Origin of the sequence: Natrinema gelatinilyticum (assembly GCF_024266705.1) — an archaeon.
In the GTDB taxonomy this organism is placed as follows: Archaea; Halobacteriota; Halobacteria; order Halobacteriales; family Natrialbaceae; genus Natrinema; species Natrinema gelatinilyticum.
This window is the reverse complement of record NZ_CP100757.1, coordinates 1,279,708-1,304,875: the sequence shown is the minus strand read 5'-3', so window position 1 is coordinate 1,304,875 and position 25,168 is coordinate 1,279,708. Positions and strand designations below refer to the sequence as shown.

At 58.4% G+C, this 25,168-nt stretch carries 30 protein-coding genes; 10 read left to right on the top strand and 20 right to left on the bottom strand.

Annotated features, from left to right (window positions below; all coding sequences use genetic code 11):
• Positions 1-122 precede the first annotated feature (122 nt).
• The 8 genes from NJU76_RS24190 to NJU76_RS24160 are packed head-to-tail and all read right to left on the bottom strand — an operon-like array spanning position 123 to position 3,815.
• Positions 123-1,064, bottom strand: a complete 942-nt coding sequence (locus NJU76_RS24190; protein WP_254532983.1) for a hypothetical protein — start codon at positions 1,062-1,064, stop codon at positions 123-125.
• Positions 1,061-1,840, bottom strand: a complete 780-nt coding sequence (locus tag NJU76_RS24185) for a DUF8168 family protein (protein ID WP_254532982.1) — start codon at positions 1,838-1,840, stop codon at positions 1,061-1,063. Before NJU76_RS24185 ends, NJU76_RS24190 begins: the two co-directional genes overlap by 4 nt.
• Entirely contained in the window at positions 1,841-2,704 is an 864-nt protein-coding gene (locus NJU76_RS24180) for a hypothetical protein (protein WP_254532981.1), read from the bottom strand.
• A 12-nt stretch (positions 2,705-2,716) separates the two neighbouring features.
• Positions 2,717-2,845 (bottom strand): hypothetical protein, encoded by a 129-nt coding sequence (locus NJU76_RS26670; protein WP_256566939.1) that lies wholly within the window; start codon positions 2,843-2,845, stop codon positions 2,717-2,719.
• Positions 2,838-3,089 (bottom strand): hypothetical protein, encoded by a 252-nt coding sequence (locus NJU76_RS24175; protein WP_254532980.1) that lies wholly within the window; start codon positions 3,087-3,089, stop codon positions 2,838-2,840. The genes NJU76_RS26670 and NJU76_RS24175 overlap by 8 nt, the downstream gene beginning before the upstream one ends.
• Positions 3,086-3,223 carry a hypothetical protein gene (locus tag NJU76_RS24170; RefSeq protein WP_254532978.1) on the bottom strand — a complete coding sequence of 46 codons (138 nt, stop codon included), beginning with the start codon at positions 3,221-3,223 and terminating at the stop codon, positions 3,086-3,088. The genes NJU76_RS24175 and NJU76_RS24170 overlap by 4 nt, the downstream gene beginning before the upstream one ends.
• Positions 3,223-3,603, bottom strand: coding sequence for a hypothetical protein (locus NJU76_RS24165; protein WP_254532977.1), 381 nt, complete (start codon positions 3,601-3,603; stop codon positions 3,223-3,225). The genes NJU76_RS24170 and NJU76_RS24165 overlap by 1 nt, the downstream gene beginning before the upstream one ends.
• Positions 3,603-3,815 (bottom strand): hypothetical protein, encoded by a 213-nt coding sequence (locus NJU76_RS24160; RefSeq protein WP_254532976.1) that lies wholly within the window; start codon positions 3,813-3,815, stop codon positions 3,603-3,605. Before NJU76_RS24160 ends, NJU76_RS24165 begins: the two co-directional genes overlap by 1 nt.
• A gap of 209 nt (positions 3,816-4,024) precedes the next feature.
• On the opposite strand from NJU76_RS24160, the gene NJU76_RS24155 reads away from it, so the two are divergent.
• Positions 4,025-4,231: a hypothetical protein gene (locus tag NJU76_RS24155; protein WP_254532975.1), complete on the top strand. Its 207-nt coding sequence runs from the start codon at positions 4,025-4,027 to the stop codon at positions 4,229-4,231.
• A 572-nt stretch (positions 4,232-4,803) separates the two neighbouring features.
• Here the strand turns inward: NJU76_RS24155 and NJU76_RS24150 are convergent.
• Together NJU76_RS24150 and NJU76_RS24145 are read right to left on the bottom strand one after the other, a co-directional pair.
• Positions 4,804-6,510, bottom strand: a complete 1,707-nt coding sequence (locus tag NJU76_RS24150; protein ID WP_254532974.1) for a glycoside hydrolase family 13 protein — start codon at positions 6,508-6,510, stop codon at positions 4,804-4,806.
• Positions 6,511-6,812: 302 nt separating this feature from the next.
• Positions 6,813-7,502: an SOS response-associated peptidase gene (locus NJU76_RS24145; RefSeq protein WP_254532973.1), complete on the bottom strand. Its 690-nt coding sequence runs from the start codon at positions 7,500-7,502 to the stop codon at positions 6,813-6,815.
• Positions 7,503-7,881: 379 nt separating this feature from the next.
• Between NJU76_RS24145 and NJU76_RS24140 the strand changes: the two genes are divergently transcribed.
• A complete protein-coding gene (locus tag NJU76_RS24140; RefSeq protein ID WP_254532972.1) occupies positions 7,882-8,424 on the top strand; it encodes a hypothetical protein in 543 nt (180 codons plus the stop codon).
• A gap of 234 nt (positions 8,425-8,658) precedes the next feature.
• Here the strand turns inward: NJU76_RS24140 and NJU76_RS24135 are convergent, their stop codons facing one another.
• Both NJU76_RS24135 and NJU76_RS26665 read right to left on the bottom strand, forming a co-directional pair.
• A complete protein-coding gene (locus NJU76_RS24135) occupies positions 8,659-9,639 on the bottom strand; it encodes an LLM class flavin-dependent oxidoreductase (RefSeq protein ID WP_254532971.1) in 981 nt (326 codons plus the stop codon).
• A gap of 165 nt (positions 9,640-9,804) precedes the next feature.
• A complete protein-coding gene (locus NJU76_RS26665; protein WP_256566937.1) occupies positions 9,805-9,933 on the bottom strand; it encodes a hypothetical protein in 129 nt (42 codons plus the stop codon).
• On the opposite strand from NJU76_RS26665, the gene NJU76_RS27260 reads away from it, so the two are divergent.
• Entirely contained in the window at positions 9,892-10,425 is a 534-nt protein-coding gene (locus NJU76_RS27260) for a PaaI family thioesterase (protein WP_425604345.1), read from the top strand. The two genes, NJU76_RS26665 and NJU76_RS27260, sit on opposite strands and share 42 nt — an antisense overlap.
• Positions 10,426-11,358: 933 nt before the next feature.
• Here NJU76_RS27260 and NJU76_RS24130 read toward each other — a convergent pair.
• The 4 genes from NJU76_RS24130 to NJU76_RS24115 all read right to left on the bottom strand — a co-directional run bounded on the left by NJU76_RS24130 (position 11,359) and on the right by NJU76_RS24115 (position 14,459).
• The gene (locus NJU76_RS24130) at positions 11,359-12,462 is read right to left on the bottom strand and encodes an IS630 family transposase (RefSeq protein ID WP_254532969.1); all 1,104 of its coding nucleotides are present in this window, start codon (positions 12,460-12,462) and stop codon (positions 11,359-11,361) included.
• A gap of 131 nt (positions 12,463-12,593) precedes the next feature.
• On the bottom strand, positions 12,594-13,226 hold the full coding sequence (locus tag NJU76_RS24125) for an HD domain-containing protein (protein WP_425604320.1): 633 nt from the start codon (positions 13,224-13,226) through the stop codon (positions 12,594-12,596).
• Between the two features lie 231 nt (positions 13,227-13,457).
• A complete protein-coding gene (locus tag NJU76_RS24120) occupies positions 13,458-13,595 on the bottom strand; it encodes a hypothetical protein (RefSeq protein WP_254532967.1) in 138 nt (45 codons plus the stop codon).
• 84 nt (positions 13,596-13,679) lie between these two features.
• Positions 13,680-14,459: a DUF8081 domain-containing protein gene (locus tag NJU76_RS24115; RefSeq protein ID WP_254532966.1), complete on the bottom strand. Its 780-nt coding sequence runs from the start codon at positions 14,457-14,459 to the stop codon at positions 13,680-13,682.
• A gap of 111 nt (positions 14,460-14,570) precedes the next feature.
• Between NJU76_RS24115 and NJU76_RS24110 the strand changes: the two genes are divergently transcribed.
• Entirely contained in the window at positions 14,571-15,008 is a 438-nt protein-coding gene (locus tag NJU76_RS24110) for a nucleotidyltransferase domain-containing protein (RefSeq protein ID WP_340681271.1), read from the top strand.
• A gap of 327 nt (positions 15,009-15,335) precedes the next feature.
• Here the strand turns inward: NJU76_RS24110 and NJU76_RS24105 are convergent, their stop codons facing one another.
• Complete coding sequence (locus tag NJU76_RS24105; RefSeq protein ID WP_256566936.1) at positions 15,336-16,589, bottom strand: saccharopine dehydrogenase family protein; 1,254 nt, start codon at positions 16,587-16,589, stop codon at positions 15,336-15,338.
• A gap of 125 nt (positions 16,590-16,714) precedes the next feature.
• On the opposite strand from NJU76_RS24105, the gene NJU76_RS24100 reads away from it, so the two are divergent.
• The 4 genes from NJU76_RS24100 to NJU76_RS24085 all read left to right on the top strand — a co-directional run bounded on the left by NJU76_RS24100 (position 16,715) and on the right by NJU76_RS24085 (position 18,984).
• A complete protein-coding gene (locus NJU76_RS24100) occupies positions 16,715-17,125 on the top strand; it encodes an EamA family transporter (protein WP_254532964.1) in 411 nt (136 codons plus the stop codon).
• Positions 17,126-17,242: 117 nt separating this feature from the next.
• Positions 17,243-18,112 (top strand): MFS transporter, encoded by an 870-nt coding sequence (locus NJU76_RS24095; RefSeq protein WP_254532963.1) that lies wholly within the window; start codon positions 17,243-17,245, stop codon positions 18,110-18,112.
• An 80-nt stretch (positions 18,113-18,192) separates the two neighbouring features.
• Positions 18,193-18,402: a hypothetical protein gene (locus NJU76_RS24090; protein WP_254532962.1), complete on the top strand. Its 210-nt coding sequence runs from the start codon at positions 18,193-18,195 to the stop codon at positions 18,400-18,402.
• A 153-nt stretch (positions 18,403-18,555) separates the two neighbouring features.
• Positions 18,556-18,984 carry a universal stress protein gene (locus NJU76_RS24085; RefSeq protein WP_254532961.1) on the top strand — a complete coding sequence of 143 codons (429 nt, stop codon included), beginning with the start codon at positions 18,556-18,558 and terminating at the stop codon, positions 18,982-18,984.
• Between the two features lie 223 nt (positions 18,985-19,207).
• On the opposite strand, the gene NJU76_RS24080 is transcribed toward NJU76_RS24085, so the two are convergent.
• The 3 genes from NJU76_RS24080 to NJU76_RS24070 are packed head-to-tail and all read right to left on the bottom strand — an operon-like array spanning position 19,208 to position 22,430.
• A complete protein-coding gene (locus tag NJU76_RS24080; RefSeq protein WP_254532960.1) occupies positions 19,208-20,851 on the bottom strand; it encodes a BCCT family transporter in 1,644 nt (547 codons plus the stop codon).
• The gene (locus tag NJU76_RS24075) at positions 20,848-21,312 is read right to left on the bottom strand and encodes a Rieske (2Fe-2S) protein (RefSeq protein WP_254532959.1); all 465 of its coding nucleotides are present in this window, start codon (positions 21,310-21,312) and stop codon (positions 20,848-20,850) included. Before NJU76_RS24075 ends, NJU76_RS24080 begins: the two co-directional genes overlap by 4 nt.
• The gene (locus NJU76_RS24070) at positions 21,309-22,430 is read right to left on the bottom strand and encodes an amidohydrolase family protein (protein ID WP_254532958.1); all 1,122 of its coding nucleotides are present in this window, start codon (positions 22,428-22,430) and stop codon (positions 21,309-21,311) included. The genes NJU76_RS24075 and NJU76_RS24070 overlap by 4 nt, the downstream gene beginning before the upstream one ends.
• Before the next feature lie 277 nt (positions 22,431-22,707).
• On the opposite strand from NJU76_RS24070, the gene NJU76_RS24065 reads away from it, so the two are divergent.
• Together NJU76_RS24065 and xacF are read left to right on the top strand one after the other, a co-directional pair.
• A complete protein-coding gene (locus tag NJU76_RS24065) occupies positions 22,708-23,478 on the top strand; it encodes an IclR family transcriptional regulator (protein WP_254532957.1) in 771 nt (256 codons plus the stop codon).
• Positions 23,479-23,570: 92 nt separating this feature from the next.
• Positions 23,571-25,013, top strand: a complete 1,443-nt coding sequence (gene xacF, locus NJU76_RS24060) for a 2,5-dioxovalerate dehydrogenase (RefSeq protein ID WP_254532956.1) — start codon at positions 23,571-23,573, stop codon at positions 25,011-25,013.
• Positions 25,014-25,168 lie beyond the last annotated feature (155 nt).

Below are 25,168 nucleotides of genomic sequence, written 5' to 3'. Positions count from 1 at the left end.
CAGGAACAGTATAGCCCGTAGGAAACGTAGTCTGTTGGTATCAGTTGTTGCAAATACGATTTCTTTATTCAGTCTTCGGCGTGATTTTTTCGGGCCGGTTCCTCCGTCTCGCATGAGCTATCTCACCCGGTGACCTTCGTCTTTTCCTCTAAGTTCTGACACTGGTCCGACCGGGGTTCGACGGGCTCGACGGGCTTCACTCGCAGCTCACCGAAGCCGTACTTCGAGTGACTGCCGACCCGGAGGATGCTGCTCTTCGCAGTCTCCACCGGACGGTCGCCCTCGTAAGCGACCACCTGCCCGTGGTCCACGGTCTGGAGCTTGTAGACCTCGCGTTGTTCCAGCACCTTCTCCTCGCGTTCACGGAGATCGCGGCGGTCCTCCTTCCACCACCACGGAACGTCTTGGTCGTGAGCGTTCGGGTACTCCGACTCCAGCACGAACGGCGTCACAAGTTCGAGGATGAACGACTCACCGTCTTCGAGACGTGAGTAGTCGAGCGCCTCCAAATCTACGACCTGCGTGTCTTTCAGACCCGTGATGCCGTAGCCGTAGTTGCGCTTCCCGCCGAACTGGAGGCCGTTCAAGGTGCTCTCGTCAAGCGGGATGACGTCGCCCCGGTCGGCGTGGAGGTACGCATTGATGTACCACTTCGTCGTCTGCTGCTGTTTCCGCGCACCGTCGGGCTTCCCCATGATCGTCTCGTGGGAGAGCGCCGGGTGGCCGCTCTGAACTCGGATGTCGTGCGTATTCAGCGTGTCTCGCGGCCGGGAGTCGAGAAGCCACGAGTGCGACGCCTGCCGCATCAGGAACAGGTCGTTGTAGCTCTTGACGTCTGGGAGGCCGCTCCCGAGGTACGGCCGGGTGCCCGACTGACTGTGTTCCTCGGGGAACGTCCCGAACTGACCGGGCACGAAGACGCCGTGACTCGCGTTCAGGTGTCGGTGGAGGTCATGCGGGAGCTGCTGACCGAGCGCGTGCATGATGGCGTTCCCCGAGACGTAGTACGGGTGGCCGATGTAGTCCATCTCCAGCTCCCACTGGACTTGCTGGATGCGCGTCATCGGTCGAATGCCTCCCGGAAGTCCTCGATGTACTGGAGGGCGGTAGACCACGCGCCGATCCGGCGGAGGTTCGCGTCGAGCACCATGTCGTACTTGTCGTGAGCGGCGTCGAGCGGGTGCGCGGTCAGCCGGTTCCACGTGGACGCCCACGACCGCCACGGCCGACTCCCGAGACGGGACGACGGTCGCCCGCCCGCGCTCTCGTCGATTTGGAGTGCGAAGTCCTCGCCTGCGTAGACCGTCCGGTGGGGCACGATCTCCTCGGCGCGGTCCACGACCAGGAGGAGATCGGTGAACTCGTGACCGTCGCGGTAGTTATCGAGCAGGGCCGCCACAAGCAGCGTGTGGTACTTCAGCGAGGTGTACGGGTAGTAGACGCTCTCGTTGAACGCCGAGACGACGTCGCTCTCCAGCCACGCCCGATGCATGGCCGCCGGGTCGTCCTCGGTCAGGAGGTCACGCACGGCGCTCTCGACGCCGTTGCGCGTGAACTCCTTCGGGTCGTACCGACTCTCGCCCTCGATGAGTGACAGCCGGTAGAGCGTCTCGTGGTTCTCCATCGTCTGCTCAGGCTTCCCGTTGGGACGCGAGAGCGCCGACGCATCGCCATCCGCACCGTGGGGAACCGTCTGGTTCACGGAAACCCCGGCGAACGTATCTGGGACGTAGTCATGCGGCTGACCGTTCATCTTGTGGGCGTCGTGGCGGTACGCGGCGGCCATGACGTCCTGGCCGCCGTCGCCCTGGAAGTCGCTGTGGGTGGCGTTCTCGCCCATCTACGGCCCCTCCGCGATGCGTTTCCCCAGCGCGTCCACGAACGCCGGGCGGTACTCTTCGGCCCACTGGTCGTCCTTTTCGTCCATCTTGTTGGTGTTCCCCTTCCCGCGGTCGAAGACGCGCTTCAACTCGCGCTCGTCGTAGAGCGGATTGATGAGGTGGCAATCGACGATTCCCGCGCCGAAGTTCCGCGCGCCGCCGAGTTGGTGCATGAAGTCGGTCTTGTGCGTATCGAGGCAGTCGATCCCCTTGGCCAGCAGCCCGAAGAACTCGGGTTTCGTCTCTCGGAAGGAGAGATGCCAACAGCCGTCCAGATTCGCCACAGCGTCCACCTCGGCGTTCCGGAGCGGTTCCCGGTTGTCGTCGGCGTTTCGGGAGACGATGTTCCGGTTGAGCCGGCGGTAGTGGCCTTCGGCCTGTCCGCGCGTGTAGTTCACGCTGGAGCGGACGGGGTTGAACTTGATCGGGCGACGCATCACCTTCCCGGGGACGCCACCGAAGCCGCCGAAGAGGTCGAAGACTACGCAGCCGTCGTCTTCCTTCCGATTGTCGATGCACGCGCCCTTCTCGTGGTAGCCGTCATTGAGGTCGCGCTCGTAGACGTCGCTCTTCATGAAGTTCGCGGAGGCTTCGCCGGGGTGACAGGCAGTACCGTCGTACTCGTGGACGACCTCTTCCATCCCGTGTCGAAGCCAGCCCGAGAGTGGGAAGGCTGGGATGATGCCGCCGATCTGGTTCTGCGGGTGGTCGTCCTCGTAGTTGCCGTTCGAGGCGTGGTGTCGGTCGGTCATGATACTGTCCCCGACCACCAGCAGGTCGGTCTGAATCCGCACGAACACGTCGCGATCGATGTCTTCAATCATGGATTTGTGGGATTAGCATGCTTCAAGCGCCGCTTCGACCGCCTTAGCCGAGGGGTACGAAACGCCGCCGATGGGATACTCCGTGTAGTTCCCGCCATATTCCGTGTGGACGATGCAGGCCGTCACGCGCGGTCTACTCATCGGTTTCTTCCCTCACTGTGTGTGCCTGTTCGAGCAGATCGACAGCTATCGCCTCGGCCTGCTCGGCAGAGAGATGCACCAGTGTCCCGACGGACTCGTTGTCGTCGGTACTCACCTCGAAGCTGAGCGGGACGCCACCGCGACCGACGCTGTACGTCTCTACGGTACCGCTCGGCTCTTCGCACAGGGCGTCAAGTTCGGCGTTCACCAGGGCCGAGCGGATGTGTGCGAGGTTGCGCGTCATCTCGTAGGCCCACCGACGCGGTCTGCCAGCTCCATTAGCCGGTTCTGTTGGGCGGTGATCTCGGCGTCGGGCACGTCGCCGGCTGCGGCACCGGCGACTGCTGCGGCCGCTTGCAGGAACTCACGGCACTGCATCAGTGTTCACCTCCGTCTTTGAGCTTCCCTTCGGCTGCATCGGCGGCGACCACGAGCCGAGCAGCGAGGTCACGGGCGTCGGCGGGGTCGAGCCCGGTGCCGACCTCGATGGGGCCGGACATCCACCGGAGCCCTACGCCACTCCAGCCATTCTCCTCGTGGATGCCTTCGACTTCGAGCGGGCCATCGTTCATGTCCGCCGTGACGTGGACGTTGTTGAGACCACCGGGGGCGGAACCGCAGTCCGCGACCGAGTACGTCCCGTCATCAGTCACGTTCCGGTTTTCGACGATCTCCCGCGGGGCAGGTGAGTCAGTACTGGCCGTTTGAGGGAGCGTGGCGAGTGCGGTCGCCGCAACGAGGAACTGGCGACGCTGCATCAGAATCCCTCCTGCATGATTTCTCGCGCCTCAATCAGCCGGGCAGACCATGCGCCAGCTTCAGCGCCGCTGATGCCCGGAACTGCGCTCCAGCCGGTGTTCTCGTGCTGGTCGATCAGCTCCGAGATAGCAAGGTCGGCTTCGATGTTCTCGGCGTCCGATTCCGCTTCCGTGCCGGAATCCTGAAGTCCGGTGGATGTCTTCATTGACATGCTTCGTTGGTCTCCAGCGAAGCACGGTCGGGCGTGGTCCTAACACGCCCCGGCCACCTTCTGACCGGCGCCCCGCGCTTCTCAGCCACATCTATGCGATGGTCTTATATTAAAGGTTTGCATATGAGTGAACGTTTTCCTATGGGTGAATCACGAAGGTGGATAGACTCGGTAGATGGAAGTGGATGTGTGCAGATAGGCAAACTAAGATGGCACGGACGCGAGCGCTTCTCACGGAGCGTGACCGAGAACTGCTGGCCGAAGACGACGGTAGCAACCGTCGATACCAGGCTATATCGGAGATTCGGTCACGAATAACAGAGGAAATGGAAACAGATGTTGAGGTGTTAGAAGAGAACCATCCGCAGCTTCTCAAGGAGTTGCGCGAAGTCGTCTGTGAAGACAAATCGGGATGACGAAACGTAGTGATAATCAACAAGTCGATAAGCGTGGAGAGGCACACGTGAACTACCCTGCCCTACCGCGCTCGGGCTTACCCAGCCCTCGCTTGTTAAGGACAGGGCTTCCTGCTTCGGTGTCGGAACGTGCAGGGAACGTCCCCACAGCGGTTCCAGACTCCACAGGCGGCTTCCCTTGACAGGTGGTTCGGAGTGTCCCACTCCTACCGGTTCGACACTCGGCCACAACCGACGATGCACGCTTGTTGTCGCGTGTGAACACCGCCGGAGGCGTGGTGAGCATCTTATTCTCACCTTCGACCGAAGGGATAATAAGGGTGCCGATTCACACGAAACCAAGACGTGCGGGCGTTGTATCCCCTCCCTGCTCGCTTCGCTCGCTGCGGATAGCGCGGGACCGTCGGTCCCGCTGACCATGCGAACGGCGTCGCCGTGAGCAGAAGGGGGCTTAGCGCCCTCAATTACAGCTAAATCCTTGGCTTCGCACGTTAGACGACTCTAAAAGCCATCAGAAACGTAATGACCGATACAAAGGCATATTCAGTAGCGCTCTGAGTCACTCTCTCGACTCACAATCGATAGATGATTGCTTCGTACGGCTGAAACTCCTGTCCCGAGAGGTCCACTGGAGAATCATCGTAGTTGCTCAGTAGCACCGTTTTGACACCGGTATCAATATCCTCGAGGTCGACGGTTGCCGTCTCGTCCGACCAATTGAGGACGACAAGCACCTCCTTGTCGTCGAGGGTACGGGTGTACGTATAGAGTTGCTCGTCGTCAGGGAGCAGAAGCTCGTACTCTCCGTAGACGAGGACGTCCTCGTCGTGTCGCAGGTCGATGAGTCGTCGGTAGTGATGCCAGATGGATTCATCGTCGGCACGGGCCGCCTCGACGTTGATGTTCGGATAATTTTCGTTGAGTGGAAACCACGGGTCGGCGGTGGTGAAGCCCGCCTTCGCTGTATCGGACCACTGCATAGGCGTTCGCGCGTGGTCTCGACTCACATAGTTCACCAAATCACGCAGTTCCTCGTACGAGTCGGCCTGCCCAGTGGCGATGAGTCCCTCGATTGCGCCGATTGACATCGGGTCGTCAAGGGTTTCCAACCGCTGGAAGTTTTCGTTCGTCATCCCGATTTCCTCGCCCTGATAGATGAACGGTGTGCCGCGTGAGGTCAGCAGAAAGGTGGCTAACAGGGTCGCGCTCTCAACTCGGTACGCGTCGTCGTCACCGAACCGGGAGACGATTCGGGGCTGGTCGTGGTTGCCGAGGTACTGCGCGTTCCAGGCGTCCCCTTCGAGTTTCGTCTGCCAACGGCTCATAATCTCCTTGAACTCAGGGAGGCTCCACTCGCCCCAGCCCTGTCGGTCGAACCTCCCCCGCGAGCTGATGTCGATATTCATGTGCTCGAAGTGGAATATCATGTTCATCCCGTCGCCATCCTCGCCGAGGTAATCATCGGCCATCTCCACTGTGGTGTCATTCATTTCGGCGACGGTCATCACGTCGTAGTTCGAGAAGGTGCGCTCGTACAGTTCCCGGAGGTACTCGTGGATACGAGGTCCATGGCTGAACAACTCGGTTCCCTTCGTTTCTCGGTCGGTGGTCCCGTCAGGGAGCCCATTCGGTTTCGAGATGTAGTTAATCGCGTCGATCCGAAAGCCATCGATGCCCTTCTCGAGCCACCACTCCACGAGTGACGCAATCTCGTCGCGTACGTCAGGATTCCGCCAGTTCAGGTCGGGCTGTTTCTCGTCGAAGAGGTGGAGGTACCACTGGTTACGCAGGTCGTCGTAGGTCCACGCTGATCCGCCCATGAACGACTCCCAGTTGTTCGGCGGGATCGGCTCGCCATCTTCGTCCACGCTGCCGTCGCGCCAGTAGTAGTAATTCGAGTAGCCGTCTTCTCGCCGCCTCGACCGCTGAAACCACTCGTGTTCGTCGGAGGTATGGTTGACCACGAGGTCCATAAGCAGTCGCATGTCGCGTGTATGAAGCTCTGACAGGAGATTTTCCCAGTCGGCCATCGTCCCGTACTCGGCTGCGATAGAGCGATAGTCGCTGATGTCGTAGCCGTTGTCGGCATTCGGGGATTCGTATACCGGACAGAGCCAGATAACGTCGACACCCAGATCATCGAGATATTCGACCTTCTCCGTTATTCCCGGAAGATCACCGACACCATCGCCATCACTGTCGTTGAAACTGCGCGGATAAATCTGATACACAATCGCTTCCTTCCACCACTGTCTATCTGGACTCGCATCGCCACTCATGTTTTCACATTACACAACGTGCATGAGAAGGATTTCGCTCCCGATAGATAGAATAGGGCGAGTGCCCCGGGGTCATTCGGAAGGCGAAAGATCTTCCGTGTTGACGAAAGGCCATCGGCCTTCGAACCACTTGACCCCGAGGCGGTTGACGCATCTTCATCGCTTCAGCGTGAGTGAGACGCGGTGTATGCAACGGGGAGATGATATCTTTAGCTGAAAGCGAGGATGCTAAGCCCCCGTCCTCGAGGAGCGACCGAAGCGAGCGAGTAGGGCGGGGTAGTTCACCGTACCTGATGTGGCCCCTACCTCGAACCGAACTCACCGAGTCCCGATTGTTCGTGTTCCAGAGGTTCTATCACGGTGGGCTCATCGTGACTGGGATCGTTGACATGGGTCGAGATCTCGTACGCCATCAGATCATCGTCAGGATACGGCTGACACAGTTCTTTCCGCCTCGATGGCTTGGCCGCCAACCACTCGGCTTCGGCGTCGGTGGGTAGAACGACAGGCATCCGGTCGTGAATTGGTTCGATCACCTCATTGGGTTCTGTCGTCAGAATGGTCACACACGACACCGTCTCGTCATCACCATCCCATCGTTCCCAGAGGCCGGCCATCGCAAACGCTGGGTCATCTTCTCGGTAAATGCGATACGGCTGCTTCGGGCCACCGTTCCGAGACTCCCATTCGTAGAATCCCGTCGAGAGGACGAGACACGGTCGTGACTCCCATGCGTTTTCGAAAACACGTTTCTCGTCGACCGTCTCCGTACGGGCGTTGATGATCCCTTCTTCGGGTTCGTCGGCCCAGAACGGGATCAACCCCCAGTGGTACTGATCGATCTCATCCGTTGCCTCGTTCGTGACGACCTCGAGGTCAGCACCCGGGGCGATGTTGTACCGAGGTGTGTAGCCACCGTCAGCAACGATCTTGGCATCGAACCGATCCTCGAGATCTTCGCGCGCGAGGAAAAGGGAATTTCGCCCACACATACGTATTTGTACGTGGAGGACGGGCTTCAATATGACTGGGTGCGAACGGAGACTTACTGATCCATTTGAAGATTTCGCTGCTCATTGTGGTGATGACGTTCCGACCGATAGCCCGCCCTCGCCACAGTACGAACGCTGCGAATTGCGCTACTACTATGGCTTTTCCGAGAAACCGGATCCCAACGGTAGGGCTGAATTGTTGCGCTGAACGTTTACTCCACATTCAGCTCGAGATTTTTTGGCAGGGATTGGGGAAATTTTGCTCGAAGCACGATCATCTCGTGCCGTCCACGAGACAATGCCTGACGGTAGAAACCGAATTCAGGGAACGTGAAACATAGTTATACTTTTATCACACTCGACAAGTACATGCCCCCATATGGAGCAACGGGAACTCGCGATGCTCGGCGTACTTGGCGTACTCGCCGAAGAAGGGACCGCAACGATCAAAACAGTTCATACCACCCTCCAGCACACCTTTGGTAGCTACTGGGGTGTAAGCACGGGCATCCTCGGCCCCACGATGACGAGACTCGAGGAAGACGGTCACGTCGAACTCACGCTCACCGGAGGCGGTGCGTACCGGATCACCGAGTCGGGGTACGATCGGCTCCAGTCGCTTCTCCGAGAGTCGGTCGACGGTCTCTCGCGCTCACCGCTTCAACCACAGTTGGCGATGAAACTCGGTTTCTTGCATCACATACCGCTTCCCGAACAGCGCGAGGAGATCGACGCGCTCACGGATCGACTACGGACTGCGCAAGCGGAGCTGGCGGACGTGAAATCTCGCCACGAGGCGGAAGTTGACGACGAACTCGACACGGGCTACCGAGGCGACTTGATACGCCTCCGAATCTTCGTTCTCGATGCACTCCTCGAGTGGCTCGAGACGATCGAAATCGATTGCACTTCGGAGCGATGACGGGTGCCTACCGGAAACGGACCGGGATCGAAGGTACCGACTCGATGTGATATTGACAGTTGTCCATCGAATCGAAAAGTGTGCTCCTAAGCGTTCTAGAGGGAAGAAGTGAATTTTCCCTCCGATTTCGGCGTCCGTGACAATCTCTATCCAAACGGGTCTGTTCCAGCATCGGATACGACGGCTGTGGGAGGCTCTTCTCGGCGCTGGTCGCCGACCTGTTCGGTCACGACGTCAATACCGTGATGGCGCTAACTCTTCGATAGTTCGTTCGACGATCCGATCGCCCGCATTGCTCGGGATGGTCACCATCGGACGGGTGAGGCAGTCAATCGCGGTGATCTCCCGGAACTGCTCGCGCGCCTGCTCGGGCGTTCCTGCGACACCGAGCGCGTCGACCATCTCGTCGGTGACGCTTCCGGCGGCGGCCGCTCGGTCGCCCTCGCGCCAGGCATCAGCGACGGCCGCGACGCCGTCGGGGAACCGCTGTGCGACCGCCTGTTCGTACCCTCGTCCGTTGCCGACGTAGTACGCGATGTGGCCGCGAATAGTGTCTCTGGCTTCGTCGGGATCGTCGCTGACGGCGGCGGGGACGTACGGCGCGACGTCGATCGTCGCGTCGCGCCCGGCCTCTTCCATCTGGTCGACGATGTACTCGAACTCGTCGTCGAGGTTGGGGAAAGGGATGTTATGCGGGATCCAGCCGTCACAGAGTCTAGCGACGACGCGCCGGTTCGCCTTCCCGAGCGCAGCGTGGTAGATCGGAACGTCGACGTTCAGTGACGGGAAGTCTTGGACGTCGAAGATTTCTCCCTCGTACTCGACGCGTCCCTCGTTCTCGAGGAACGCCTTGGTGAGTTCGATGGTCTCGTGGGCCCGTCGGATCGGGTTTGGATCGTTCCACGCCATTCCGTGTAGGTCCTCGACGGCTTTTCGGGTCGACGTTCCGACGCCAAGCCGGAAACGACCGTCGGAAACGCGGGCCAGCGACGCGGCGGTCATCGCCAGCACGGCAGGTGTCCGCGAGAAGACGTTGACGATCGCCGTGCCAATGTCGACAGTATCGGTGTGGTTCGCGATGTTGGTCAGTTCGACGACGGAGCTTGACCCCCAGAGTTCCCCAAGCCAGAGGCCGTCATATTCGAGTTCCTCGGCACGAACTGCCAGTTCGGTGTTCGATTCACCCGTCTGCGGCAGCAATAGGTCCGTTGGCATGGCTTGTAGCACACCGTCGAACCTGAAAAATCAGACGGTTGAGCGGACGGTTCCCGGACACTGAGTACGGCGCCAGATAGTACAGACGGTCTCGTTTGCTCGTATCTCAAGTCGGAGTTAACGTTCGCAAATCGATAGTTTTCTTGCTCACCGTAAAGAGGACCGTCAGATCCGTTCACGGTTGCGGACTCGAATCCGTTCGTTCAACTCTTCGACGTCGAACCGGTGGAGCCAGAGGACTGCCGCTCCGAAGTGCAGTTGCCGTTTCTCGACGCACTCGAGGAGAGCACGCACACCGAGATCGCATACGACGGCACCACCTACACGCTCGCGGATCACACCGGCGGCATGTCAGTCATCTCCGCCGTCGGGAAAGCCTGTCCGACGACCAATATGCGCGTCGACTACCTCACACTTGCCCGTGGTGATTTCCGGGCGACCGCGACCGTCGTCCGACGTGGCGGCAGGTCGCGGTGGTCGGTATCGAGTCTGCGGTACGGACGACGCCCGCGCAATGACCGCCCGCGGCATCTACAAGGTCGGCCGCTCGTCGCCTGCTCGTCCCGTCGGGAGATCGATTCACGGTCGACGAGGAAACACTCCGTTCACAACCCACTCGCCTCGACCATAGTCGTTCGGCGATACTGCTTTCGATGCCGAACCGGTGGATGCGTGTCGGCTCCGTTCACGGAGTCGAACTCGAGGCAGTCGCTTCGTCCGCCGAAAATGAACGAAAAGTGGGCGACGAAGTGTATAGCTGGTGTCGAGAGATCGACACCAGGTTAGGCCATAGCCACAGGTGACCGGGTATCCAGAGGGTTTGAGTTGGTGCGTTGATGCTTGTGAATCCTTGACATCACCCAATTCGGACCTCTATACGTGCAATAATAAAGCTTTATATTGCCGCAACTTTAATGGACTTCGCTTGTCAGGCCCGGATTTATACTTCGATATCTCAAATTATCTTACAAACTCAAATATTCGCGTCCCGCTGTCCTCCAGTGATCGATCGTACTCGGTGCAAACTGGAAGTGACCAATCGATAACCCGAGACAGTGGAAATGTCCGGTCGAGTAGCTGGAACTCGAGGGATCCCTCGCGCAACGATTTTCGAGACCAGTAGATCGGGTGGGTGGAGGGAGATACGAAGTCAGCGGATTCGTGCGGAATGCGATAAGATGACAGTAAACGACGAGGTCCGCGCCTTCGCCGGCCCTCGCGTTTCGCTCTCATGTTTCGCTGTCGCGTTGGGCTTCGTCCACGCTTCGGCCGTCTGTTCAGAAGATCAATGGGAGATGTGTGCCGCCGCCAACGGCCGTCACCTGATAGGTGACCACGATTCCAATTCGGTGAGAATCGGAACGAAGTTGATATCGATCGGGCCGAACATGTCTGGTGTCACGCATCCCGCTGTGCGTGACCACCCGATTCGATCATCGCCTCCCCATTATTCGCCCCATTCGGCGATTATCACTCCCGAATCGCCGGACCCTTTTGACAATCGCTCCTACCAGTACGTGAAACGGGATGACCAGTCTCGAGATACCCGACTCGGCCCATGACAGAAGCAGCTGCATATCTAGATCAGTGACACGTTGGGCGATCGGTTTCGTCCTCACGGGTGTGGAATAGTCTCGAACTCGAAATACCACCGAGTCGACCATCTACCCGTGCAGACTCTCCATCACGTTCCCTCGATCAGTGCTACGTTCATAATGATCAAGATAACTTTTGCAAATATGGACTGAGGAATTGATCGATCCAGGACTTGGCAAATCCGAGTCGATCGGTAAGGGTGTCAAAGAGACGGCGAGCGAGAGTTCGGAACGCGCTCTCGCTCGCCACCACGATTGGCGAGGCAGTGCGTTTGAGTACTTTCCAGACCTGTTCAATCGGGTTGAGATGCGGTGAGCCGACCGGAAGAAAGACGAGATCAATACCGAGTTGATGTGCGCGCTTGCGCGTGTGTTCACAGATGTGAGACGAGAAGTTATCCAAGACGAGCAGAATCCGTGTTCCCGGATTCTGCTCGCGGACTTGCTCCAATAGCGCACAGATGTTCTCTTTCGATTGATCTTCAGGGAACGTCAGGACACTTTCGCCGTTGAGCGTATAGCATCCGACCGCTGGTTCGTCAAGTTTCACCAGCGGTCGTTCCAGTGTCGGATCATCAACGTACCACAGTCGATGCGAATTGTCGTATGGTTGTGGATGCGAAGCATCACAAAAACCGACGACAGTTCCCCCATCCGTGCAAATATCGTCGTCGAGGACCCATCCTTCGTCCTCATCATCAGGACGCTTGTTATGTGCCGTCTCTGTCTCCTCGTCGAACGCGTCTGCGACGCGTTCTTCGAGGATTTCATCTGCGTTTTCTGGCCGAGAGGGGCGCTTTGGACGTGGTTTAGCGTAGGACAGTCCGAGATTCCGGAGGAATCGACCGAGATAATCCGGATGGTACTCTACACCGAACTCTTCGTCCAAGAGCTGATGAACTTCCTGTGCTTTCCAGGGTTGCCCCTCCCGGAGAAGTTCTAAAAGACGCTTTTGTTCCTCGTCACCGAGCTTCGGGGGCGGAAGGCCCCCGAAGTTCGGTGTCAACTGACCAAGTCCGCCATCGTTCCATCGACGCGCCCAGCGACTTCCAGTCGACGCAGATTTGCCAACGTCGTCGGCTGCTTCCTCGTACGTTGCTCCCTTGTAGAGACGTTTGACAAAGGTGAGTCGCTTGATGATCTTTGGATCGTCTGCTTCGTCCAGCAGACGATCCAACTCCTGCTCACTTAGATGACGAACAAGATCGCCTCGCCGGTCTCCTCCCATCACTCGCCCGTCTCAGTCTATGCCCATAACTTCCGTCACTCATTACGAACGTAGCAAACCTGCCATCGACGCGGTGACGTTCTACGCCATCGTCGCATCGGGAATCGCTTCGGCCACGTATTCCACTCGTCTTATCGCTCCCCGTCGACCCCGATTTCGCTATCGAACCGGGCAAAAAATTCGTTCATGAAATCCCACCGAGACTCTCCGAGACGTCGTCCCGGTGGCGTGTACAACCGATCCAGACGTTCCCACGCCCACTCTCGAAGAATGGCAATATCCGGACGATCTGACCGCTCCGACCCGGAAACTGACGCGTCGTCGAGGACCGCGTATCGGTCACCCGTTTGGCCCGATCGCTCGCCGACGATGCAGGCCAGCCGAACGATGCCGTGTGCGCCGGCCGCGTCCAGTTTGTCCGCGTCGAACAGTAACTCCGCCTCGAGCGTCCCCGGGTCCGGGGAACCGGCCCGAACACTGTGTGTTCGAATGCAATGTGTGATGGCCTCGATGCGGTCGGCTGTCCCGCCTTCGGTTTCGAGAAGCGCCGCCGCCTCCGCCGTGGCCCACTCGTCGTGATCGTCGATTTCCCCCGATCGCTCGAGCGGGCGACCGATGTCGTGGAACCAGGCCGCCGCGGAGAGAACGGCCGTGTCCACGGGGTCCGTACACTCGTTCGCCATCCGAAGCGCCAGATCACGGACACGCCTGGCGTGGAACCGATCGTGTGCCGGGAGGGCGGCGTCGTAGTACGGCAGCGACAACGTCCGTGCAAGGGGACCCAATTCCTGCTACATAGCGTGGGAAACTCGCCTCCCCCGTCGTGTAGTGATTGTGAAATTTCTGGACCGATATACGAATAGAGGCGTACGATCCGGTCTGTTTTCCCGCTGGATCGAACGGTAGCGGCTCTCTCGGGAGCCGACTGTAACTCGAGAACCGTGAGTAGCGAGGCCTTCGTCGAATGGGATGTGAGCCGGCTTACGTCCGGAGCCCTATGTTATCGTCGTCTCGTTGGCCAGTTGTTCGCTGTCACGTCCGGCGAACCGAGCAGATACCCGCCGAGTCGAATCGACGACCTGTGCGCGGTCACGGCGGCGGATCGACAGCAGCAGCGAGTCGTTACTGATCACCAAATCCAATCCGTCGAACACGCGTCTCGTGCACAACTGTGGTGCCGACTGCGACGACTGCCCTCACAACTGAAGCCGCCGGTCTCACTCGTCCGCTGATACGGTCCGGATCGTCAGGTCGTACGTTTGCGGCGTTCCTTCGAGATCCACTCGAATGACGAGCACCTCGAGATTGGCGCCCGTCTCGGCGGCCAGCCGGGTCATCCGGGTGCGTTGGTGACGTTCGAAACTCGTCGAGCCGTGCTTGACCTCGGCGAGATAGCGTTTGATCACCGGTCCGTCGTACCCGTCCGGATGCGATCCGTTCCGCCGGCGAACGATAAATTCGACGTCGGGCAACCACCGACCGTCGCCGCCGTCGCGCTCCGAACGGCCGACGCTCCCGGGCGACTGGTCGACTTCGATCCGAACTGCGTCTGGCTCGAGTCCGAGATCCGCGGCCACGTACGACACGATCGGCGGAGGGTCCCACGAATATGCGCTGAGCAGCGACTCCGAAAGCGCTCCGACCTGCTGGGCCCGCATATCGAACGTCCAGCCGTCTTCCGGTGGTCCTCGTTCAGCCGGCTCCGGTTCGGAGTCCAGGACCGCGACGAGATACACGTCGGCGGCACCGGGATCGTTCGGTGCGGGTCGCTGAAACCGAAGATCGTCTCGATCACTGCCCTCGAGCAGTTCGGCCACCGCTTCGGTCCGCGACTCGAACGTCACAATTTCTCCCGCGTCTTCGCGAAGCGCTGCAATTTCGGCCGAGATCTTACAGGCCGATGATTTGAGCGCGACCCGGAATTCGGCCGTCGTCTTCTCCGTCGGTTCGGTCTCCGGCTCACGCGGTAGTCCCGGCCACTGATCTCTCCAGCTCATAGTTTGTGTTCAGCTGTCTCGTCGACTCACTGTCTTCGGTCTGTGGGCTACGTATACCGCTTTCCCTTCTCTCACTTCGTGTTGTCGTTCGAGTAATCGGAGTTCCGGACCCTGACTCGAACGTTCGTCTCTCGGATCAGGCAGGCCATTGACGACGAAGATGTCGCCGACGAGGTTGTCGGAATCCTTGTCTTCGGACGCGTCACTCGCGGCGAAGCCGACCGTCAGAGCGACATAGATCTGTTCGTCATTGTCGAGAGTGACCGACGCGGTGCACGAAGTGTCCTCGTTTCGGGTTCGTCGAGACGGATATCGAACCTGCGATCGGTTAACTCTGGACGGAAACGGCGAGCACGCTTACTGATTGCCCGGAAATGCGAGCCACGAAAGTTCGAACGCAGCGAGCAGTGTTTGATACGGAGGCAGAATACAACGAGCGAAGTGTCCGATAACGACCCGACCGACCAGCCATCGTCGCCACTCGATTCCTCACCGATCACCTTGAGAACCGAAAACGAACGCTGCCGTCTCGGTCGCCGGGGGATGTGACTCTCGAGAGTTCGCGGCGCGAAGCCGGCCGGGATAGAAGGTCACGCCGAAAGCCAGGTGCAAAGTCTCGGCGGCCGGTGCGAAGGAATATTTATTTCTTCTGAAAGTAAATTATTGCATAAAATTTGACCGCTCGCTCGAGAAAACGGGCAGTCGTAGACTATATATCGAAATGAAGAACAAATTGGATATCTTTGAATTGTCGAATATTTCAATTCAATTGACTCAGCAGCCCGCGATTCGAACGCCGTAGAAGAGGCCCAGATTCTACAACGTTACGAGCGTACGTATAACCGGACACCCATTTCTCGCACTTTTTGACTCGGGCTAATTCTGATTTTGTGCCATTATTGTCGAATCTGGAGACTGTTCGGCAAAAAGATTGAACCCTCGTTCTTGCATCTCATCGAAATATTGTTCTGCGTCGATACCACTCGTCTCGGTGATAAATATTCCATCCGCATCAATATCGCCGTCGGCCATGAGTTGTAGCGTTACGGACAGCGGGACGCCAACGTAACAGCCGTATTCGCGCATCAGCGTGATATCGTGACCGTCGAAGAACGGGAACGGCTGCCTGAAGTGGAAGACTGCTCGGTCGTCCTGGCCGTCAACCGATCCAGTTACTTCGGCAGAGAGGATCGTCTGGGGCGTCCACTCCGTCTCCGGCGATAGCTTTGCAGGTGGCTTCCACTCTGTTTCGAGTTCTCGTCCTCGGGCTTTTACCTGCTCTTGCATCACGTCGACTGGGTCAACTGCTGTTCCGTCAACCTCGATAGAATCCGTCTCGAAGGCGTTCGCTGCGTGTAGTGTTCGTTCGTAGCGCTTCCACTCATCGTGCCATGCACCGCGCGTGATAATACGGTCGACGTTTTTCTCCTGTGCGACCGGGGACTTCGGGAACGTGATCGGTTCGGGGTGAGAGATGACGTACGTTTCTTCCTCTCCGATCGGGTCCGGGAACTCGAATGTCCGCCGCTCACTGAACGCCGGGAGATCGTTAATGACTTCACCGTCTTCCCACTTCGCCCGCTCGTCGACGTCGGGATCGTGTTCATACGTGACCGTGTCTGTTAACCCGGGCGTCGTCTGCGTGAGGAGCCGCCACATTCCCCAGTAGAAATTGACGTCCTCGACATCGTCAAAACGGTCACAGGCGACCATTCCGAGCGCGATAGTACTCACGAGGCCACCGTTAGCGAACCAGAGAGCGTTCCCCGCGTCGGCGAACTCCTCGGATCGGTCGAGAACGTCGTCGAAGTCGAACGCGTTCAGGTCGACACCCGTGAGGTCGCCTATTCGTTGAATTGCATCGAGGACGTTCTCCTCGAACTGATACGGTAAGCCGTTGACGACGTAATCCGCGTCATCGAGGACTCTCACGATATCGTCCGTGTCGGTCGCATCGACTGACTCGAACCGAAATCGGTCGTCGTCGACGAGTTCGACGAGGCGGCGCGCGTTTGCTTCGTCAGCGTCGGCGACGACGATTTCATCGAAGTCACTCGTCTGATGAAGGTCGTAGACGCACCCCGATGTCATTGCTCCAGAACCGCCTAGTACGACAGTCTTGCTACTCATCTGCCAGCTATAAGACCACTCTGTTCCCCCTTAAAACTACGGATCGCTCGCAGAGCCGGGGACGAATCACCAAACCGTTGTCAGCGAAAAGGCTATTTTTTCTGGCCGAGAGTAACAGGATGCCAATGGAAAAGACAGTCACCTTTGCAGTCGGAGCTATGCTTCTGTACACCGGGTGGGCCTTTCTCGCAAAAGTTGCTACAGGCGGCCTCCCGGCTGAACAAGCCGTCGTCTACACATATACGGCCGGGATCGGCGTCGCCGTAACCTACGTCGCCGTTAGCGGGGAGCGACTAGTTACTGCTCCCGGAAGCATTGGTATCGCGCTTGTCGCCGGACTCTTTCTCGGGGGCGGAACGATCGCGTATTACTTGGCGCTCAGATCCGGCTCTGCGGCCATCGCAACTGGTATCAGTGGCATGTACATCCTCGGGACAGCAATCCTGGCGGTCACTGTTCTCGACGAATCGCTCACTGCGGTCGAGTTGACCGGACTCGGATTCGCAGTCGTCGCCGTCATCCTGCTCTCAAGATAGATGACGGAGACAGCGTCGTTACTCTACCGTGTGAAACGGAGCAGTGACGCCGCGGACGATACCTGTCGCACTGAGACAACGGACACGGATAGCGGACCAACCTGGAAACGAAATTAGATGCTCGAAACGTTTTACGACTACAGCAAGAAGCAGCTGAACGTACACGCCCTCGGAATCGTTGTCTCACTGTCTGGCATCCTCGTTATCGCGCCGATGCTAGAGATAATCGACGACTTCGGCATCACCCCTGCTTCGGCAGGGGCTTCCATTTCGTTCATGTGGGCGTGTAACACTCTCGCGCAGTATCCCGGTGGCCGCTACTCCGAGCGTCTCTCGTCGAATCTCGTCTTGTTCGTAAGTCGGGGGGTGATGGTCACCGGCTTTCTCCTGCTGACGTTCTCGAGTCAGTTCGCGATGTTCATCGTCGGTCTCGGTCACATCGGATTTGGCTACGGGATGTTCGAACCAGCGGGAATCGTACTCATACATAAACTTTTCGACGAGAACCGTGGCCGCGCGTCCGGTATCAGAGACGCCGCTGTCAATCTGGGAAGCGCGCTCTCGGCGGTGCTAGCCGTCTCCGTCATCAGTGTTGCTGCGTGGCGAAACGCCTTCGTGCCGATTATCGTGTTACTTCTGCTCGTCGCTGTCGGTGGCCACCGACTCAACCGCGACTCGTATCGTATCTCGGTGGTTGCCCTCGACATTCCGTCAGCCTTCTCTCGGCTGTTCCGATCCTGGGAGATGTACGCCATCCTGTTCGTGCTGTCCGTTTTCAACTTCATCTGGCAGGGGAGCGCGAGTTTTCTACCGACGTTTCTCCAGTTAGAGAAATCGTTTACGCCGTTCGAGGCCACTGTCGCGTTCGCCAGCGTGTTCGTCACGGAGATGCTCGTCACGCCCGTGGCCGGTATGTCTGTGAGCGGCGACGGCCTATCTACCTCGGGCTCGGGTCGACAGGGCTCAGTATTGTCGGCCTCATCGTAATGCTTTGGGCGGGCTCGGTTATCGGGCTCGGTATCGAACTGTTTATTTTCGCTGTGGGATTGACGACGATTTGGCCAGTCATGTACATCTATTTAGTCGATGTACTGGCCGACGAGACCGTCGGCAGCGACCTCGGTGCGCTCCGAGCCGTGTGCTTCACCATCGACAGTCTCGGCCCGGTGTACGTCGGCACTGCTGCCACGCGACTCGCGTATACTGCCTCGTTCGCGAGCCTGTTATTTTACTTCGGCCTTGCCGTTCCCCCATTGATTTGGCTCGCGGACCGTTGACTCGTATCGATAACAGACGACTGCATCCATGTAACAGGGACGCGCGGAAGCGAGAATTGCGCGAAGGTCTCTTCCGATGACGAACACGGCTCCACCTCGGTGACGCTCTTACTCTGTCGGAATGCCTTTCACGATCGGCTCCGACGACACTATATGGCGATTGTAGCAGCGATCGACGACTCGGACAGAGCGGCCTCCGTTCTCGGAGAAGCACAGACGCTCGCGGCTGACCTCGAAGAAGACTTGCACGCGGTCCACGTCCTCGACCGTTCGGAACTCGTCGAAGTCCTCGAGAAAGACGTCGAGGGACAGGACCTGACCGATAACTATGAGGTCCGGAAGGTAGGGGAGAATATCGTGTCTCGAGCAACGGAAGAGCCGATGCAGCCGGATCTCTCGCTATCGGTACGCGTCGGCGACCCTGCGGCCGAGATCGTCGCGTACGCCGAGAAGCAGGACGCACGCTACATCGTCATCGGCGGACGACAGCGGTCGCCAACTGGAAAGGCGCTTTTCGGTAGCGTGACACAGAACGTGATATTCGACTCGCTGATACCGGTCGTTGCCGTTGCTTTCGGGTGAGCGATCGATAGTGAGAACTCGGCGTAGTGTACTTGTCGGTAACAGGATCCTGCACCAGCAATATCTGGTCGAATCAGATGACATCCGATATTGCCCGGTATAATTACTTCTATTTGATGTTTTGACCAACGGTTCTGTGACCGGTCCTCAGACGTGTATACTGTATACCAACGACGGGTCGGAAATCATCGAGACGGATCAAGAGACGATAATCGAACGGGAATCAGTCGTCGGTACCTCCCATCCAGTTGGGACGACGTTTCGAGAGATAGCCTGCAACCGTCTGTTGGTCAGTATTTTCACGTTCGTCTTTCTCATAGCGCTCGGTCAACAAGACCGGGTGGAGCTGCTCGAATTCGATAACGAGTCCGACGACACAAAGCCCGAGGACGAACGCGATGGGGAAGCCGAGCAGGACGACGAAATCCTTGAGCGCAGCGAGGCCACCGCTGATGAGCAACAGCGAGGAGAGCAGTCCCACGAGCCCACCCCAGGTGACACGGTTGACGGTCGAGGGGTTCTCGCGCCCATCCGTGGTAAACATCGCGAGGCTCAGCGTCGTCGAGTCGACGGTAGTGATCAGGAACGTGAGTACGAGTAGTAGATAGCCGACGGCAAAGACACCGCCGAAGGGAATGAGCGTCTCGAACAGCGGGAAGCCGGCGACTTCGCGTCCCTGCTCGAACACGATCGTGAGGAGATCGAGGGATCCCTTCGTCTGTACCCACAGCGACGACCCGCCCATAACGATGAACCAGGGGAACGAGGCCGCGGTAGTTCCAATGAGCCCCGCGAAGACAACCTGGCGAATGGTTCGTCCCCGGCAGATGCGTGTGATGAAGATACCGATCATGGGCGCGAACGAGAACCACCAGGCCCAGTAGAAGACGGTCCAGCCACCGACCCAATCGACGCCGTTCGCTGCGTTCATGTAGAGACTCATGCCGACGAAGTTGTTGACGTACCCGCCGAGTGCCTCCGTTCCGGTGGTGAGCAGGAACGCTGTCGGACCGAACACGAACGCGACTACGAGAAGTGTGATGAAAAGATACATGTTGAACGTCGAAACGCGACGAATGCCGCGCTTGACACCCAAGGCTGCAGAGGCCGTGAATCCGACTGTAAGACCGACAGTTACCAGTATCGTCCCGAGGTCACCGACCTCGACGCCGTAGTTGTAGGACATCCCCGCGAGGAACTGTGTGACGACGAAGCCGAGCGAGACGGCGACACCTCCCACCGAGATAACCACCATCAGGAGGTCGAGCGGTTTCACCCAGTTCTCGTCGAGGTTCTCGACGCCGATGAAGGGTGCGAACACGGTCGACGGTTTGATTGGCGCGCCCTTGCGATGGACGTAATAGGCGATCGTTACGCCGACAACGAGATACGCCGACCACGGGGAGATTCCCCAGTGGAGCATCGTATACTGGATCGCATCAGGGACGATGGCGGAACTCTTCGCCTCGGAACCGAAAAACGGCAGTCCTGAGGAGTAGTGGTACAGCGCCTCCGCCGGGCCGTAGAAGACCAGGCCAGTCGAGAGCCCCGCGGAGAACAACATCGCGAGGAACGAGAAATACGAGAATTCCGGTTCCTCGTTGGGGTCGCCGAACTTAATGTTGCCCCACGGCCCAATCAAGAGCCAGAGGCAAAATGCGACGGCGAGAAACATCGCCCAGAGGAAGAGCCAGCCGAGCTCGCTCCAGAGGAAGTTGTTAGCGTTCGTGAGCGATTTCGCTGCGGCGTCGGGGCGAGCGGCGATGTAGCCGATCGCGAGGATGGTGACGATCGCACCGCCGAGGAAGACGAACGGATCGATTTCGTCACGGAAGGATTCGATGGCGCTCTCCGAATCGGTACTCATAGGTACACCACAACCGTTCCACGTTCAACTTCCACATCATACGTCTCGACGGGGGGCTCGTCTCCCTCGAGGTCGACGTCACAGCCCTCACAGCCACCATCGGCAGCGGCATTCCCGCCAGTGGACGGCTCAACTCGTGCTTCGAACGTCTTGGCTTTCACCTTGTGGGGGTTGAACACTGATTCCCCCGTTTTGACGTCGAATTCCCAGCCGTGCCATGGACAGCGAACGACCTGCCCCGGCCGGACCCAGTCGTACTCACCCGGACTGTCGGATTCCGTAGTACCACCGAGTTTCCCTTCACAGAGCGGTGCGCGCTGGTGAGGACAGTCGTTTTTCATCGCGTAGTATTCCCCATCGACGTTGAAGATTCCGACCGAGAATCCGTCTAGAGTGACGATACGTCGGTCACCCACGTCGAATTCGTTAGTTGGGCAGATCTCGAATCGTTTTTCAGTCATGGTGATCCCTTCAGGTCACTTCCGTCCGTGGGCAAGTCCCACAGTTCGGCTGCGTTCTCGTATTTGACTGCACGCTCCATTTCGTCATCCATCGGCGGCAGTCCCCACGTCGGATCGTCGCCATCCCAGTGGGGGTAGTCCGATGCATAGATGAGTATCTCGTCCGCGTGCATCATCTCCAGGATCTGGTCGTGGTGCTCCGGTCGCTCGGGTTCTTCCACGGGTTGACTCGCGAACCAGACGTTGTTTCGAATATAGTGACTCGGCTTCTCTTCTAGCCACGGGACCTGTGAACGGAGCCCTTTCCAATTCTTATCGAGCCGCCACATGAAGTGGGGGAGCCATCCATAGCCACCCTCGATAAACGCCCATCGGAGATCGGGATATTCGACCAGAACCCCCTCGGTAACGATCGAGGCGAGTTGTCCCATGTAGTAGGCGCCTAGGAGGGTGTGCCATTCGATGTAATTGTTCGGATGGCCGGCACCGGTCGGCGGGTTGCTCGTGCCGTGTCCCTCCGAGAACGGATGGATCGCCATCGCGAGGTTCTGTTCTTCGGCGGCCTCGTACATCGGCCAGTACTGAGGTCGGCCGTACGGCACTTCGGCTCCACCAGGGAGCAACACCTGTCGAATCTGCGGATGATCGCCGTACTCGTGTATGAGGTCGGCCGCTTTCTCCGGTGCCTTCGGCGCGACGTACAGCGACCCCAGAAACCGGTCATCGACTGGGAGAACGTCGTTGACCAACCACTCGTTGTAGGCTCGCGCGAGTTCGTTTGCGTAATCGCGGTTCGGCAGGGCTGCGAGGTTGAACCACGAGTTCCCGGTCAGTATCGCGTAGTCGATATCGTGTTCGTCCAGATGATCGTCGACGATCTTCTGGAGGTCCGTTCCCGGTTTGTTCCCGTCCTCCGTCTTTTGATCCTGTCGGAGGAACTCACCGGGATTCCGGTAGAGGAGCTCCGGTAGCACCAGACCGTCGTCCTGATATCGCTCGGGAAGGTACTGAGCGACCTCCTCGTCGTCTGCCCACCGCTGATGTATGTCCGCATCGACTAGCGTGAGTCCCGACTCGGAACGATGTTTTGTCGGCGTTGCCTGCGTATCTTGTGGCATAATTCCACATAGACATACAATCACAACCCCACATAAAGGTTACCTAATCGAGGTAACGAAACTGGGTTTAGAACGGTTCAAAGTCGGGTATTCGACGGAATTGCGTCTCAGGAGATATTTAAACAACGGCCATTTCATTCGGTATTGTCGAATGAATCGTCGGTATTGTAAGCAGTGCGCATCGGTAGTGTCGTTAATTACTAGACTCCACTAGTTATTCGACCGCAGTATTCGACAATTCCGAATGTATATGTCGAATGCCGTTGATTGCTATCCTATGGATACCGAAGCAAACCGTCCGATCAAGGCGTTACTGACGATGGACGATCTAGTGACGACACTCGAGAGAGATGGAGCGCTGACCGTTACATCGTTGGCCGAAGAAACTAACAGAACACGGAGCGTCGTCCATGACTACCTGAGTACGCTTCAGCAGTTGGGATACGTGGTACAAGACGACAGCGGCGCGTACGGACTCAGTCTCCGGTACATGGAACTCGGGGGACGCGTCCGTAACGAAGTCTCCCTGTACCGGGTAGCAAAGCCGGAAGTAAATCGCCTCGCCCAAAAGTCGAGTAGTGAGCTCGTCACACTGTCCGTCGAACAAAACGGGATGTGCGTCTCGCTCGACGTCGTACAAGGTGAACAAAGTATCTCGTACGATTTCACCGATGGGACGCACTTTTATATGCACTCTTCGGCCGTCGGAAAGGCGATCCTCGCGCATTCCTCTGACGAGCGCGTATCGGAAATACTCGACAGACACGGGATGCCCGCCCGCACGGAGAACACGATTACCGAGCGTGCGGAACTCGAGAACGAGTTCGAACAAATTCGCGAGACCGGCGTCTCGTTCGATCGCGAAGAGTACCGGATGGGGATGATGTCGATTTCGGCGGCGATCGAGGACACGACTGGAACTGTCTTGGGTGGCCTCAGCGTCACTGGTCCCGTTCATCGATTGGGAGAACCCGATGTCGAAGAGGAACTCCAGCACAAACTCTTATCAACCGTAAATATAATCGAATTGAACTACAGCGCCAAGTGATGCGCCCGCGGATCTCGATGAGAAACGAAGTCTCGATCGTTATCTTCAGAGGGAAAATCTTTTTGTGCGGGAAACGGCGATCGTAATCGTAGATGGCTGCCCAACAGCGCATGAACTACTGTAACGGAAAGTGGATCGAATCGGAATCAACGGAGACGTTTTCGGTAACTAATCCTGCCGACGGTTCGGTCGTCTCTCGATTCCCGAAGTCAACCGAAGTCGATACCGAGCGGGCGATCCGGGCAGCTGCCGACGCACAGGATACGTGGGCAGAGACGCCCGGTCCGGAGCGTGGGGCCGTCCTTCGTCGCGCTGCCGGACATCTAGAAAACCGAGCAGACGACGTCGCCGAGACGCTGACTCGCGAAGAAGGAAAGGCACTCGCAGAAGCGGCCGGAGAGGTCCAGCGCGCCGTCGACATCCTCTACTATTACGCGGAGAAGGCGAGCGACCTCGCAGGCGAAGCGAAAGCACCGAGCGGTCAGAACAGTCGACTACGGACCGTCACGGAACCCGTTGGAGTCGTCGGACTCATCACGCCGTGGAACTATCCGATCGCCATCCCGGCGTGGAAGGCCGCGCCCGCACTGGCAGCCGGGAACGCCGTCGTACTCAAACCGGCATCCCAGGCACCGACCGTCGTCCACGAGCTCACCGAATGTCTCGACGAAGCCGGGCTCCCGGACGGCGTCCTCAATGTCGTCACCGGATCCGGAAGCGAAGTCGGTGCGACGATCACCTCTCACGAGACGATCGACGCAATCTCGTTTACCGGGAGTTCGGCAGTCGGTGAACTAGTCCGGGAATCGGCCACCGAAACTGGTGCGCGAATCCAGTTAGAGATGGGCGGGAAGAACCCGGCCGTCGTGATGCCGAGCGCGGACGTCGACGAGGCAGTCACCATCGTCGGTTCCGGTGCGTTCGGCGTTACTGGTCAGGCCTGTACCGCCACATCTCGGGCCATCGTCCACGAATCGATCTACGACGAATTTGTCGACGGACTCGCCGACTACGCAACTGATCTCGATATCGGTCCCGGCCTCGAAGCCGACATGGGGCCACAGGTCACGGCGTCGGAGCTCGAGGGAACACTCGATTACATTGAGCGTGGGAAAGAAGAAGGTGCAACCCTCGAGGTGGGTGGCGACGTTCCCGATACCGAATACGATGGACACTACGTCGAACCGACCGTATTCAGCAATGTCAAGTCGGAGATGCAGATCGCCCAGGAGGAAATATTCGGTCCGGTCGTCGCGGTGATTCCAGTTTCCGACTTCGAGGAAGCGGTCACCATCGCGAACGATAGCCAGTACGGCCTCTCCGCGAGTATTATCACGAAGAACCTCTCGGAGGCCAATCGCTTCATCGACGAGATCGAAGCCGGCGTCGTGAAAATCAACGAAAAGACCACTGGTCTCGAACTGCACGTTCCGTTCGGGGGCACCAAAAACTCTTCAAGTGAGACGTGGCGCGAGCAAGGCGACGCGGGGCTGGACTTCTTCACCACGACCAAGACGGTGTACCTCAACTACTGACGAGCGACAACTGCCTTTCTTCGAGCCATATCACTACCCCTCTTTCGAGAATAGATCTCTCGAGTGCTCAGGAGCGACCCATGTCTTTCCGGCCAAAGCGGTCGTTCTGCTCTGCAGAACGAAACTGTCCGCTACCGCCGATCAACGTCTTCCCA